The sequence below is a fragment of the Leucobacter sp. NPDC058333 genome (assembly GCF_042726155.1).
GTDB lineage: Bacteria > Actinomycetota > Actinomycetes > Actinomycetales > Microbacteriaceae > Leucobacter.
Window position 1 is genome coordinate 470,791 of the sequence record NZ_JBHXHV010000004.1, and the last position, 12,527, is coordinate 483,317.

13 protein-coding genes are annotated in these 12,527 nt (G+C 64.5%); 4 read left to right on the forward strand and 9 right to left on the reverse strand.

The features are described 5' to 3' along the window. The first annotated feature begins 1 nt into the window (after nt 1). On the forward strand, nt 2–922 hold the full coding sequence (locus ACFWHR_RS15060) for a 3-methyladenine DNA glycosylase (protein WP_382449127.1): 921 nt from the start codon (nt 2–4) through the stop codon (nt 920–922). A 107-nt stretch (nt 923–1,029) separates the two neighbouring features. Here ACFWHR_RS15060 and ACFWHR_RS15065 read toward each other — a convergent pair whose 3' ends face one another. Then, nucleotides 1,030–2,418, reverse strand: a complete 1,389-nt coding sequence (locus tag ACFWHR_RS15065) for an FtsX-like permease family protein (RefSeq protein WP_382449128.1) — start codon at nt 2,416–2,418, stop codon at nt 1,030–1,032. Continuing rightward, on the reverse strand, nt 2,415–3,197 hold the full coding sequence (locus tag ACFWHR_RS15070) for an ABC transporter ATP-binding protein (RefSeq protein ID WP_382449129.1): 783 nt from the start codon (nt 3,195–3,197) through the stop codon (nt 2,415–2,417). Before ACFWHR_RS15070 ends, ACFWHR_RS15065 begins: the two co-directional genes overlap by 4 nt. A 205-nt stretch (nt 3,198–3,402) precedes the next feature. Between ACFWHR_RS15070 and ACFWHR_RS15075 the strand changes: the two genes are divergently transcribed. Beyond that, the gene (locus tag ACFWHR_RS15075) at nt 3,403–3,684 is read left to right on the forward strand and encodes a hypothetical protein (protein ID WP_382449130.1); all 282 of its coding nucleotides are present in this window, start codon (nt 3,403–3,405) and stop codon (nt 3,682–3,684) included. Nucleotides 3,685–3,820: 136 nt separating this feature from the next. Here ACFWHR_RS15075 and ACFWHR_RS15080 read toward each other — a convergent pair whose 3' ends face one another. From ACFWHR_RS15080 to ACFWHR_RS15100, 5 genes are all read right to left on the reverse strand, one after another. Continuing rightward, nucleotides 3,821–4,867 (reverse strand): Rv2578c family radical SAM protein, encoded by a 1,047-nt coding sequence (locus ACFWHR_RS15080; RefSeq protein ID WP_382449131.1) that lies wholly within the window; start codon nt 4,865–4,867, stop codon nt 3,821–3,823. A gap of 57 nt (nt 4,868–4,924) precedes the next feature. Beyond that, entirely contained in the window at nt 4,925–5,848 is a 924-nt protein-coding gene (locus tag ACFWHR_RS15085) for an ABC transporter substrate-binding protein (protein WP_382449132.1), read from the reverse strand. A 62-nt stretch (nt 5,849–5,910) separates the two neighbouring features. Continuing rightward, on the reverse strand, nt 5,911–6,651 hold the full coding sequence (locus tag ACFWHR_RS15090) for an ABC transporter permease (RefSeq protein WP_382449133.1): 741 nt from the start codon (nt 6,649–6,651) through the stop codon (nt 5,911–5,913). Continuing rightward, complete coding sequence (locus ACFWHR_RS15095; protein ID WP_382449134.1) at nt 6,651–7,298, reverse strand: ABC transporter permease; 648 nt, start codon at nt 7,296–7,298, stop codon at nt 6,651–6,653. Before ACFWHR_RS15095 ends, ACFWHR_RS15090 begins: the two co-directional genes overlap by 1 nt. Continuing rightward, a complete protein-coding gene (locus ACFWHR_RS15100; RefSeq protein ID WP_382449135.1) occupies nt 7,295–8,359 on the reverse strand; it encodes an ABC transporter ATP-binding protein in 1,065 nt (354 codons plus the stop codon). The genes ACFWHR_RS15095 and ACFWHR_RS15100 overlap by 4 nt, the downstream gene beginning before the upstream one ends. 198 nt (nt 8,360–8,557) lie before the next feature. Between ACFWHR_RS15100 and ACFWHR_RS15105 the strand changes: the two genes are divergently transcribed. Together ACFWHR_RS15105 and ACFWHR_RS15110 are read left to right on the forward strand one after the other, a co-directional pair. Then, complete coding sequence (locus ACFWHR_RS15105; protein WP_382449136.1) at nt 8,558–10,036, forward strand: aromatic amino acid lyase; 1,479 nt, start codon at nt 8,558–8,560, stop codon at nt 10,034–10,036. Nucleotides 10,037–10,145: 109 nt separating this feature from the next. Further along, complete coding sequence (locus ACFWHR_RS15110) at nt 10,146–10,850, forward strand: IclR family transcriptional regulator (protein WP_382449137.1); 705 nt, start codon at nt 10,146–10,148, stop codon at nt 10,848–10,850. On the opposite strand, the gene ACFWHR_RS15115 is transcribed toward ACFWHR_RS15110, so the two are convergent. Together ACFWHR_RS15115 and ACFWHR_RS15120 are read right to left on the reverse strand one after the other, a co-directional pair. Further along, a complete protein-coding gene (locus ACFWHR_RS15115; protein ID WP_382449138.1) occupies nt 10,847–11,149 on the reverse strand; it encodes a chorismate mutase in 303 nt (100 codons plus the stop codon). The genes ACFWHR_RS15110 and ACFWHR_RS15115 overlap by 4 nt on opposite strands. Before the next feature lie 10 nt (nt 11,150–11,159). Then, nucleotides 11,160–12,446, reverse strand: coding sequence for an adenylosuccinate synthase (locus ACFWHR_RS15120; RefSeq protein ID WP_382449139.1), 1,287 nt, complete (start codon nt 12,444–12,446; stop codon nt 11,160–11,162). Nucleotides 12,447–12,527 lie beyond the last annotated feature (81 nt).

Consider the following 12,527-nt stretch of genomic DNA (forward strand, 5'->3'; position numbering starts at 1 on the left):
AGTGCCAGCCCCCGTGATTCTCAGCTCCGACGAGTGGCGGTCGCGGGCCGGCGCGCACGAGGATCGCGTTGCCAGCCTCACCGCAGCGCACCTCGAACGCCGCTCGCGCCGCGAGCCGCATCCTGTAGAGGATTTTCTCTGGACCTACTACTCCGTGAAGCCGGCCGAGCTGGCGAAGTGGCATCCGGGCGCGGGGGTGTGTCTCGAAGCGGCGCCGGATCGCCTGGCCTGGAAGCACTATCGCGCTGTCGGCGGTGACGACGCTGCAGAGGTCGACGTCGCCGGGTTCTTCGCGCGTCGCGGCGGCACCGTCGACTACGTGGAGCAGCTACTCGCTGCCACGCTCAATCATGCGCCTCGGTACGGCTGTTTCGGATTGCACGAGTGGGCGATGGTCTACCGAATGACGCCCGAGCAGCTGCGTCACACTCGGCTGCCACTGCGAATTGGGCACGCCGCGACCGATCGCGTCGTCGAGACGCACACTATTGGCTGCTCCCACTTCGATGCGTACCGGTTCTTCACCGCCGACGCGGCCCCGCTGAACGCGATGCGCCCCACACGCGAGACGCAGATCGACACCGAGCAGTCTGCGTGCCTGCACGCCGGTATGGACGTGTACAAATGGTCAGCGAAACTTGGCCCGATCGTTCCCGGCGACGTGCTGCTCGACGCGTTCGTGCTGGCCAGAGACATCCGCGAGGTCGACATGCGCGCGTCGCCGTACAATGTGAGCGCATTCACGGGCAGCGATGGAAACAAGCTCGTACCCGTCGCGATCGAGACACCGGCGGGCAAGCGCGAGTACACAACCCTGCAGCGCGGTTTCGCTGAGCGGGGCGACGCCCTGCGTCTCCGCGTGCTGCACGCTATCAGGGTGGCGCGTGCGACGCTCGCAGATGGCGCGGCGACCGACGGATAGCGAAGGAGAGCGCGCAGGCGGCCCGTGGTTGTTCTCTGGTCGCAGAGTCCGCCGCTCATCAACTCACTCAGGGCAAACCGTCAGCGGACACCACCTTCCTGTATCGGTTAGCTGGAGAGTGCAGCGGGAATGGTCCGGCGGTGTCCAGTGAAGGTGGGGATCACGGTCGCGATGCCGATGAGCAGTATCCCGCTCGCGGCTACCACGAGAGCGACCCCAACTCCGAACACTGGCGCCACCTGTCCTATCATCTGGGTGAGCGCGCCAGACGCTGCAAGACCAATCACCCCGAATACGAGTGCCCCGATGATGAGCGCCGTGCCGACGTAGATGATGGTCTCGAGGATCGCCATGAAGCCGAGTGTGGCAGAGGTGCCACCGCTCACCTCCACGAGCGCATTATCTCGGGTGCGAGTGCGGTTAGTCATGAAGATCACCGCAGCAGCTCCGAGTGCAGCGAGGAACAGCGCCGGGCCGAGCAGCGTGAAGATCGAGGCATGGTTGATCTCCCAACTTGGCCTTCCTTCTCGGGCCATCGCACCGCCAACAGTGAGGAACAGCGTGTAGAGGCTGCCGGTGAGCGCAATTCCCACCATAAGCGGGGTGACTGCCGCGCTGCTCAACGTGATCCGATATTTCCCGCCACGACGAGCCAGGAACCACGAGGTCGAAAGGCCGACGGGAATGCACGCTGTCCAACTGCGAAGCACCAGCGGGTAGATCATCGGCGCGAGAGCCGCCACGAATGCGGTGAGCGCGATAGCGAGCAGTTGCCCCAGGCCCACAACACCACTAATCGCCATCGCTCTATTGGGGTCTTCTCCAGAGAATGATGCCGCCTGAGAAGTGGTGGAGAGCGCGACGCTGAACACAATTACGAACAGAGCGGCGACGCCTGCCGCGATCCACCGCGCAACCCCCATTTTGATCTTCGCCGGTTCCGCGTCGCGTAGCGCCTCAACTGGAGGTACTGTGCCTGCTCTGAACGCGCCGCGAGCACCAGAGAGCAGGACGACGCCAATCATCACGGCTGCACTCCACAATACGGTTTTAAGATCGAACACGACCGTCAGGCCGGGCAATTCGGCCTCCTGACTAGCCAGGCCGAGCAGCGGGCGAGCAGCAAGAACGCCGCCGCCCAGCCCGAGTGCAGTGGCAAAAAGGGCGAGGATCACAAGTTGCGTGGCGACAATCGCCGTGACTTGCCTCGGCAGCACTCCCGCGATCTGCAAGAGTGCGTATCCTCGCCGCCCCGAGGCTACTGCAAGATTCGTGGTTGAACTCGCGACCGCTACCCCAGCCAACAAGGTGAATACCAACATTCCTCTCGTCATCGAGAGAAGGGAATCCGATTGGTCTTCCGTCAGCGCCGCAGCGGTCGCGAACTGCGAAATGACTGCCGACAGAATGGCAGCAGTCGCAGCTATGACGACGAAACTTCCTACCCAGAGCCGCCACTCTCTCAGGAGTTCTCTAACGGCGACGCTGGCGATCATGCGGGCATCGTCTGCTCGGAGGCCGCACGCACGGCCTCTGACACCTGAGCCGCCGTGGGCTTGCTCAACTCGGAATGAATTATGCCATCGCGCAGCACAAGCACACGGTCGGCACGTGCCGCCGCTTCAAGATCATGGGTGACGAGCACCACACCGCGCTGCCCCTCTGCTATCTGACGCAGCATGCCGAGCACCCGATCCCCAGCCTGCGAATCGAGGGCCCCGGTCGGCTCATCTGCAAAGACGAGCGACGCACCAGACGCGAGGACTCGCGCGATAGCGACACGTTGTTGCTGGCCCCCGGAGAGCTTGCCGGGTAGGAACTTGCTTCGAGTTTCCATGCCTACAGCTTCAAGTGCTTCGTGTGCTCGGGCACTCGCGCCCTTCATCCGACCCAACCTGCCTGGTAGAGCCGCGTTCTCAGAGGCGGTGAGCGACGGAATCAAGTTGTACGACTGGAAGATGAACCCGACCTTGTCGCGCCGTAGCTTCGCCAGTCGATTGCGGCGCATTCGCGCTACGTCAGTGCCGAGCAGATACGCCGCGCCTTCAGTCGCCGGTTCGAGGCCTGCCAAGCAATAGAGCAGCGTCGATTTCCCTGAACCAGAGGGGCCGACGATGGCGACCATCTCACCGGGCATCACCGCTAGAGAAACACCACGGAGAACCTGAGTCGGGTGAGCCCTATCAGCACCGGGAAAACTCTTACCGAGATTGACGCACTGGACGAGAGGAGCCTCGTCGGGTGGGGCATCGTCGGGTGGGATCGGAGTGCTCATATAGAGATTCAACCAGTCGGGGAGCTATCACCTAGTAGGGCTACCTGGAAAGTCTTCGATGCTGCGCGTTGCCCCCAAGCCCCCCGTTACCTGATTGCGAGTTCGGGAAGTTCGTCCGCGTTCGTCGCCCCGGTCGCTCCCATCCAGAGCCAGTGCGTCTCGGTGGCTGCCTCCGCGCCTTGGCCCGATCGTCGTTCCCGGCGACGTGCTGCTCGACGCGTTCGTGCTGGCCAGAGATATCCGCGAGGTCGACATGCGCGCGTCGCCGTACAACGTGAGCGCATTCACGGGAAGCGATGGAAACAAGCTCGTACCCGTCGCGATCGAGACACCAGCGGGCAAGCGCGAGTGCACAACCCTGCAGCGCGGTTTCGCTGAGCGGGGCGACAGCCACCGCCAAAGCCACAGCCACCCCCTCCGCGTTGCGCAAGCAATCGGCGTTGGGCAAGCTCACCCGTTGAGATTCTGGCTTGCCGAACGCAGATAGCTTGCCGAACGCAAATAGCTCGACCGGGAATTGGCGAAGCCAGCGAGGCGGTGCATCTCGGCACGACCGGCTGGCTTCGCGGTAAAGCTATCCGTCAAAGCTGGGAAAACGCAGCAGCACCAATAATTGGTGCACCTCAGAACAGGGTCGGCGCGGGCGCGCCCGGCGTTTCGCTCACCGCGCCCGCCCTCGCGAACGCGCGGGAGCTCGCCGTCCGCTCGAGCCCGTAGCGCGCGATGAGCGGACGAATGCGTCGGGCCAGTTCCATGCGGTAGGCCTGCGGCGCGCGGCTCGACGCCCCCGGATACAACGAGCGATAGAGCGGCAGCAATTCGGGGTGTTCGCGCTCAAGCCAGGCGAGGAACCACGGCTTCACGTGCGAGCGCAGGTGCAGCGGACCGTACAGCACCGAGCGCGCCCCCGCATCGCGTATATCTCGGAGGAGCGCGGCGAGCTGGTCGACGCCATCGGTGAGGCCGGGCAGCACCGGCATCATGAACACGTCTGGTTCGAACCCCGCATCGCGCGCGGCGGCGATCGTGTCGAGCCGAGCTCTTGTGGTGGGCGTGCCAGGCTCGATCGATCGCTGCAGCTCTGGGTCGCCCACCGAAATCGATATCCCGAGCTCCACGGGCACTCGCTCGCTCGCCTCGACGAGCGCGGGCAGGTCGCGGCGCAGCAGCGACCCCTTGGTGAGTATCGACATCGGGGTGCCGCTTCGCGCGAGCGCCGCGATGATGCCCGGCATCAACCGGTATCGGCCCTCTGCTCGCTGGTACGGATCAGTGTTCGTGCCGAGAGCGACGTACTCGCGCGCCCAGGATACCCGCGAGAGTTCGCGGCCGAGCACCTCAGCGACGTTGACCTTGACGACGATCTGGGCGTCAAAGTCTTGCCCGGTGTCGAGGTCGAGATAGCGATGCGAGCCTCGCGCGAAGCAGTAGACGCAGGCGTGCGAGCAACCACGATACGGATTGATGGTCCACGAGAACGGCATTGATGATTGCCCGGGCACCCGATTCAGGGCGCTCTTCGCGATCACCTCGTGGAACACAGCGCCGGCGAACTCGGGCGACCTCACAGTGCGCAGATGGCCGGGCAGCGCGGCGACCTCCGCAATGCCCAGCCCGGGGAGCGCATCATCGCTCGCCGTCGCTGCTACCGCCTGTCCACTCCATCGCATGGAGACATTCGAACATATGTTCGAATAAAGCGCAAGCGGCGCGCGTCACGATGCGCGCTACAGCCCATTCTCCGCCAGCCAGTCGTCGGCGATCGCGCCAATGTCGTCACCGTCAGCGATCCGCCCGTTCATCTCCATCAGCGACTCGGTGGTGAGCGCCGCTGAGATTTCGTTGAGCACCTCGGTAACGTCGTCACTCGCGACATCTTCGCTGATGACCGGCAGAATGTTGGCGGCGGGGAACAGCCCCTTGTCGTCTTCGAGCGCAACGAAGTCGTTGTCGACGATGGCGGGATCAGAACTGAACATGTCGCCCACCTGGGCCTGGCCATTCTGCAGCGCGGAGAGCGTGAGCGGCCCGCCAGCATCAAGTACCTTGAACTCCTTGAAGTCGATGCCGTACACCTCCTTCAGGCCGGGCACCCCCTCGAACCGGGATTTCCACTCCGCCGGCCCTGCGAGCACGAGGTCGCCGGCCACCGCCTCCAGGTCGGAGATCTCGGTGAGATCGTGCTTCTCCGCAACGTCCTGTACGACGACAAGCGTGTCGGTATTCTCAGCGGGCGACGCGTCAAGCACTGTGATGCCATCGGGCTTGAGGAGTTCTTCAAGTTGTCCCTGAATAGCTTCCGGGTCTCCCGCGTCGACCTTGCCTTCGCCGTCGGCACCCAACTCGTTCAAGAGCGACCCGTTGTACTCGGGCAGCAGATTGATCGAGCCGTCGCGCAGCGCCTCGAGATACACCTCGCGGCTGCCGATGTTGAGTTTCTCTTCGACTTCAACACCCGCGTTGCTCAGGGCGTGCGAGTAAATGGTTGCGAGCAATTGGCTCTCCGAGAAATCGGCTGAGCCGACGATGACCTTGTCCGACGAGCCGGCTGCACTGCCCTCATCGGCCGAGCTCATCGGGTCGCCGCCGCACGCACTCAGGGTGAGCACGGCGGCCGTTGCAAGTGCCGCGATCGCGATCTTCTGCCTCATGATGTTTCCTTTCGGGGTGTTCGAGTAAGACTTCTGTGTGCCATTTGCTGCTGGAGTCACCGTCAGGCACCCGCAACGCTCAGTGCCCGCGTCGCCGTGTCTTCGACTGCGGGCACTGCCTGGCTCACCACGCGGCGCGTCAGTCCGGGCGAGACCGCAATGCGACCGAAGGCGGCAAATGCGAGTTCGAGGAGGATCGCGAGGGCTGCGAGCACGAGAGCGCCGCCCGCCATTTCGGCGTAGTCATTCGCCGCGCGCCCGTCGATGATGAAGCGTCCGAGACCGTCGAGCGAGACATATGCGGCGACGGTTGCGGTGGAGACCACCTGGAGTGTTGCACCGCGCATGCCCGAAAGAGTGAGCGGCAACGCGCAGGGGACCTCGATGCGCCAGATGATCTGCGCGGTCGAATAGCCCATGCCGCGCGCCGCATCGATGACCGACCGGTCAATCGCGCGAATGCCGCTGGCTACACCGCTGAGAATCGGCGGAATAGCGAGGAGCACAAGCACGACGAGTGACGGCACGACAAACGCGAGATTGCTACTGAAGGCCGGGGCGATCACCATCACCAGCAGAATGAGGAGCCCCAGGGTGGGCAGCGCACGCACGGCATTCGCGGAGCCCATGATGACGCTGTCGCCCTTCCCCGTGTGGCCGACGAAGATGCCGAGCGGCACGGCGATCACGGCCGCAAACACAAGGGCTATCACCGAGTAGAGCAGGTGCATACCAGCTTGGAACGGAATGGATCCTGCGCCCGTCCAGTGCGCGGGATCCGTGAGCCACCCGACGATATCCATCAGAGCGCTCCCTTCTGGCTCCACGGAGTCATGATCTTCCCGAGCATGACCAGGAGGCGATCGAGTACGAGCGCCAACAGCAGGCAGGTCACAAGGCCGATGATGATGGGCACGAAGAGCCGGCGCGTGAAGCCCATCGTGAAGAGCGAACCGAGCTGAGCGATGCCAATGACTGCGGCCATCGTCACGATCGAGATGTTCGACACGACCACGACGCGCAATCCCGAGAGAATCGCGGGCACGGCGATCGGCAGTTGGATCTTGAAGAAGATCTGCGCCCGCGTGTATCCGACACCCTGGGCGGCGTACACGACATCGTGCGACACCGAAGCGAGACCATCGGCCACCACGCGCACCAGCAGTGCAATCGTATAGATGACGAGAGCCACGACGATGTTCAGCGGATCGAGCACTTTCGTTCCCAGCACCTTCGGCAGCAGGATAAACAGTGCCAGAGACGGGATCGTATAGAACAGGCTCGTTCCTCCGACGATCAGTGGATACAGGCGGCGGTTATGAAAGGCGAAGTAGCCGAGCGGTATCGCCAGCACGAGTCCGATCACCGTCGGTAGCAGTGTGAGCCACAGGTGTGCAAGCGTCAGCTCGAGAATCTGATCAGCATTGCTCGTGATCCAGTCGAGCCTCATGACGCCCGCCCGGCAACCGCGTGCGCGGCGAGCGTCCCCGCGTAGGCACCGGTGGCATCGACGACGATCGCGAGCCCACTCGGACTCGCGAGCGACGCGTCAAGCAGTTCGCGGCGATTGCCCGCGCTGGCCGATACCGCCTGCGAGAACGTCACAGCGTGCTCCGCGAGCGGCTCTGAGCTCCCGCTCGCACGCACCCAGCCGAGCGGCCGGCCCGCGGCGTCTGCCGCGACGGCCCACTCGCCCGCCGCGATGCCGACCTCGTCGCCGAGACGGAACACGGGGGTGCGCTGCGGTTGCAGGTCGGCGATTCCCTCGAAATTCAGCGCGTGATAGCCGCGCGACTCGCCGAGAAAGTCGGCCACGAACTGATCCGCCGGATTAGCGAGGATTTCGGCGGGAGATCCGATCTGCGCGAGAATGCCGCCCTCCTTCAGCACGATAATCTGGTCGCCGAGCTTGAGCGCCTCGTCGATATCGTGCGTGACCATGACGATCGTCTTCGCGAGATCTGCTTGAATGCGTAAGAACTCGCCCTGCAGCTGCTTCCGAACAATCGGATCAACTGCGCTGAAGGGTTCGTCCATGAGCATGTACGGCGGGTCGGCGGCAAGCGCCCGCGCGACGCCGACCCGCTGCTGCTGGCCACCGGAGAGCTGCCAGGGGTAGCGACTGGCGTAATCACGGTCGATGCCGACAAGTTCAAGCAGGTCGCGTGCCCGCGCACGGCTCTGCGCCCGGTCACTCTTGTTCAGAAACGGCACGGCGCAGACATTGTCGAGCACGGTCTGGTGCGGGAAGAGGCCAGCGTTCTGAATGACATAGCCGATCTTTCGGCGCATGCGAATGGTGTCAGTCTGAGCATTGTTCTCGCCGCCGAGCAAGATGTCACCGGAGGTCTGCTCAATCAGCCGGTTAACCATGCGAAGCGTGGTGGTTTTGCCGCACCCCGATGGGCCGACGAGCACCGTGATCTTGCCGGTCGGAGCCACGAACGAGAGGTCAGCGACGGCCGTGGTGCCGTTGTCGTACGTCTTGACGACGTGTGAGAACGCGATCATGCGCGACCCGCACTCGCTTGGCGCGACGGGGTCGGCGGGCCCGACGTGGCCAATCTAAATGACCAGTCGGCAGTTTTCCACGAGTGTGGCGACATCGTTGTCTCCTTGCGGTTAATTTCATCTAGCGAAACACATCTTGTTCACACTGTAATAAACTACCGGGAACCTCGCAACACTTTCTCCGACAGCAGGGACACAATGACGTACACACTCCCGAGCCAGCTCACCGTTCACGACGTCGCCGCCATCGCCGCCGGCGCCCCGATCCGCGTCTCACAGGAGGCACGTCGTCAGATTGGCGAGTTCTATCATCTTGCGAACTCGATCGCTGAGACCCACACCGTGTACGGGCGCTCCACGGGCGTCGGGGCGAACCGACACACGACCGCGTCCAGCGACTCGGCGGCGCATGGCATGAACCTGCTGCGCAGCCACGCCGTCGACGCCGGCCCAGCATTTGACCCTGCGGTCACACGCGCGATGCTCGCGGTGCGACTCAATCAGCTGCTGCATCCCGGATCTGGCGTCGACGTCCAGCTCATCGACGGGCTCGAGCGAATGCTCGCGACGCAGAGCTTGCCCGAGGTGAGACGCTATGGCGCAATCGGCACCGCAGATCTTCCCGCCCTCGCGGGCACAGCGCTCGCGCTCACCGGCGAGCGACCTACGAGCGGCGGCGGGTTCGAACCGATCGCCGCGATCGGTTCTGATAGCGCGTTACCGTTCATGAGCTCGAACGCGCTCACCCTCGCGGGTGCGGCCCTCGCAGTCTCGCGACTTGAGGCACTCGCTGACGCTGGCCTCGCGGCGTTCGCGCTCTCGGCGACCGCCGTTCGAGCGAACCCCGAAGCCTTCTCCCCCAACGCCGCAGTCGCGATTGCAAGCCCCGGTGCGGCGGGCATGGCGCAGCGTCTCGCCACGCTGCTGGGCGCGTCACACTGGGCACCCGCGCGCATTCAAGATCCGTTCGCATTCCGCGGCTTTCTGTCTGCAGCGAGCGTACTCGCGACGGCAGTCAATCGCCTGCGCGAGGCCGTCGAAGCCCCCATCAGCATCTCGCAAGAGAACCCGCGCTTCTTCGCTGACAACGACGGGGCTGCTGCACCCGGCACCGCAGTGCACCACGGCGCATTCCTCGTCAATTGGCTCGCCCACGAGCTCGACGGCACGGCGCTCGCACTGGCGCAACTGGCACCGCTCACGATCGCTCGCATGCGCTTCATGAACGATGACGCATTCACGGGACTCCCCCGCTTCCTCGCACCGGAGTCCGGCGGCACGTCAGGAACCATGATCATCGAGTACGTGGCGGCGAGCGGGCTGGGCGACATCTACGCGGGAGCTGCGCCGGTCTCGATGCACAGTGCCACACTCTCGTGCGGTGTCGAAGAAGATGCCACCTTCGCGCCGAGCGCGCTGACCAAGCTCGAGCGTGCGATCGACGGGTTCGAGGTGATTGTCGCGGCCGAGATCCTGATCGCGGTGCGCGCCGCGCGCGTGGCCGGGGACGAATCAACCCGGCCGGCGCCAGCGGTCGATTCAGGTCTGGCCGAACTGTTCGCGATGGCCCGCGCACTGCCGAGTGACCTCTCGGATCGCGACCTTCGAGGCGACCTGGAAACCGCCGTCGGACTCATTTCCCGGTTTGCGGCCGTCGTCGGCAGCGAACGCGAGTGACCCTCCTGCACCCCCTCCATGGCGGCTTGCCAAGGCAAGGTCGCATAAACTCGTGTGCGCGCGGGTCTGCAGCGACGGCTCGCGGTGCATTCGACCCGGGGGTAGTGAGATGACAGGCAAAGACTCCGGAGAACCGACCACCGAGGTCGACTCGGCGCTCGGACCACAGGCCGTGCATCGGGCGCTCGAGATCCTGACCAACGTCGTCGAGCACGGCCCCATTTCACTGAGCGATCTGGCTCGCGCGACGGATCTCCCGACGAGCACGTCCATGCGCATGTTGCGCGCCCTCGAACACTGGGGCTATGTGTCGCGCGCGGAGAGCGGCCAGTACTCGCTCGGTGAGCGATTTGTGCAGTCTCGGGTATCCGCTGAGGGGGCGCGGGCAGAAGACCTCATTGATGCATCAGCACCGGTGCTGCAGCGACTCACCGCGCTGACGTCGGAGTCAAGCTATCTCGCGGTGCCGGGCCCCGCGAACACGTGCACGTTCCTTCGCGAAGTGCAGAGCCCGCTGCCGATTCGGCACGTCGGCTTTGACGGCTGGGCGGGGCGCACTGTCGCGATGTCAGGATCGGTGACCGGCGAGGTGCTCGACGGCCGCACGCCGCCGAGCGGATTCGTCGTGATGCCCGCGGTCGACGACGCTGACTCCACCGTCATCGGCGCACCCGTGTTCTCGAGTGGCGGCGAACCCATCGCGGCACTGAGTATTGCCGGGCCCAGCTTTCGCATGCCGCCAGCTGCGATAGCGGCGCACGGGGAGGCCGTGCGCGCCGCCGCAAGTGAACTCACCCAGTTGCTGCGCCTCTAAGCCTTGTGCTCGTCGGCGATCTGCGTGTGGTGTTGAATGACCTCCGCCACCACGAAGTTGAACCACTTCTCGGCGAACTCAGGGTCGAGGTGCGCGTCCTCGGCGAGTCTCCTCAGACGGTCGATCTGGCGGGCCTCCCGCGACGGGTCTGAGGCGGGCATCTCGTGCTTCGCCTTCAACTGACCCACCTCTTGCGTGCAGCGAAAGCGCTCCGCGAGCATGTGCACGAGCGCGGCATCGATGTTGTCGATGCTCGACCGGAGACGCTCCAGCCGGTCAATCGCGAACTGGTCACCCACGCGGGGCTCCTCAGCCGAGCAGGTCGTGCAACACCACGACCTGCTCGCGCTCGGGGCCGACGCCAACGGCAGAGATGCGCGATCCGCTGATGCGTTCGAGTGCCACGATGTAGTCCTGCGCGTTCTTCGGCAGGTCTTCGAAGCGACGCGCGCCCGAGATATCTTCATTCCAGCCCGGAAACTCCTCGTAAATGGGAGTCGCGTGGTGAAAGTCGCTCTGATTGACGGGCATCTCGTCGTGCCGCACTCCGTTGACGTCATACGCGACGCAAACGGGAATCGTCTTGAGGCCCGAGAGCACATCGAGCTTCGTGAGCACGAAGTCGGTGACGCCGTTGATGCGCGCCGCGTACCGGGCGATCGGGGCGTCGTACCAACCGCAGCGGCGGGGGCGGCCCGTCGTGGTGCCAAACTCGAAGCCCTGCTTGCGCAGGTAGTCGCCTGACTCGTCGAACAGCTCGGTCGGGAACGGGCCGGCGCCAACGCGCGTCGTGTACGCCTTGACGACCGAAATCACGCGGTCGAGCGCGTGGGGAGGCAGACCCGATCCGGTACTCGCCCCGCCAGCCGTCGCGTTCGACGACGTCACGAACGGGTAGGTGCCATGATCGATGTCGAGCATCGTGGCCTGGCCGGCTTCGAACAGCACGGTCTTGTCTTCGGCCATCGCCTCGTGCAGCAACAGTGCGGTGTCGCAGACCATTGGCTCGAGCATTTCACGGTAGGCCAGCAGGTCTTCAACGACCTCGTCGGCAGAGATTGCGCGACGGTTGTAGATCTTGACGAGCACCTGGTTCTTGAATTCGAGAGCAGCCTCGACCTTCTGACGCAGGATCCCCTCGTCGAAGATGTCTTGGATGCGAATACCGACGCGGTTGATCTTGTCGGCGTAGGCCGGGCCGATGCCGCGGCCGGTGGTGCCGATCTGGCGCTTCCCCAGGAAGCGTTCCGTGACCTTGTCGAGCGTGCGGTGGTACGCCGTGATGACGTGCGCGTTCGCGCTCACCTTCAGGCGAGAGACGTCGACACCGCGGCCGCCGAGCGCTTCGAGCTCGCCCCGCAGCACGTCGAGGTCGACGACGACGCCGTTCGAGATCACCGGCGTCACGCCGGGGGTCAGAATGCCAGACGGCAGCAGGTGCAACGCATACTTCTCGTCGCCCACCACCACGGTGTGGCCGGCGTTGTTGCCGCCGTTGAACTTGACGACATAGTCGACTCGGCTGCCGAGGAGGTCGGTTGCGCGACCCTTCCCCTCGTCGCCCCACTGGGCACCGGTGATGAGCACTGCGGGCATTTCAGCCCCTTCCTTCGACAACGGCACGTACTGAGCCAGTCTATCGAAGCGCTGTCAACTTTCGCCGAAGTTGCTCGGCGG

Coding starts and splice junctions, on each gene's coding strand:
- ACFWHR_RS15070 (WP_382449129.1), bottom strand. CDS start 3,197: ATGAGCACTCCGATCCCACCCGACGATGCCCCACCCGACGAGGCTCCT.
- ACFWHR_RS15110 (WP_382449137.1), top strand. CDS start 10,146: ATGACAGGCAAAGACTCCGGAGAACCGACCACCGAGGTCGACTCGGCG.
- ACFWHR_RS15065 (WP_382449128.1), bottom strand. CDS start 2,418: ATGATCGCCAGCGTCGCCGTTAGAGAACTCCTGAGAGAGTGGCGGCTC.
- ACFWHR_RS15105 (WP_382449136.1), top strand. CDS start 8,558: ATGACGTACACACTCCCGAGCCAGCTCACCGTTCACGACGTCGCCGCC.
- ACFWHR_RS15120 (WP_382449139.1), bottom strand. CDS start 12,446: ATGCCCGCAGTGCTCATCACCGGTGCCCAGTGGGGCGACGAGGGGAAG.
- ACFWHR_RS15090 (WP_382449133.1), bottom strand. CDS start 6,651: ATGGATATCGTCGGGTGGCTCACGGATCCCGCGCACTGGACGGGCGCA.
- ACFWHR_RS15095 (WP_382449134.1), bottom strand. CDS start 7,298: ATGAGGCTCGACTGGATCACGAGCAATGCTGATCAGATTCTCGAGCTG.
- ACFWHR_RS15085 (WP_382449132.1), bottom strand. CDS start 5,848: ATGAGGCAGAAGATCGCGATCGCGGCACTTGCAACGGCCGCCGTGCTC.
- ACFWHR_RS15080 (WP_382449131.1), bottom strand. CDS start 4,867: ATGCGATGGAGTGGACAGGCGGTAGCAGCGACGGCGAGCGATGATGCG.
- ACFWHR_RS15100 (WP_382449135.1), bottom strand. CDS start 8,359: ATGATCGCGTTCTCACACGTCGTCAAGACGTACGACAACGGCACCACG.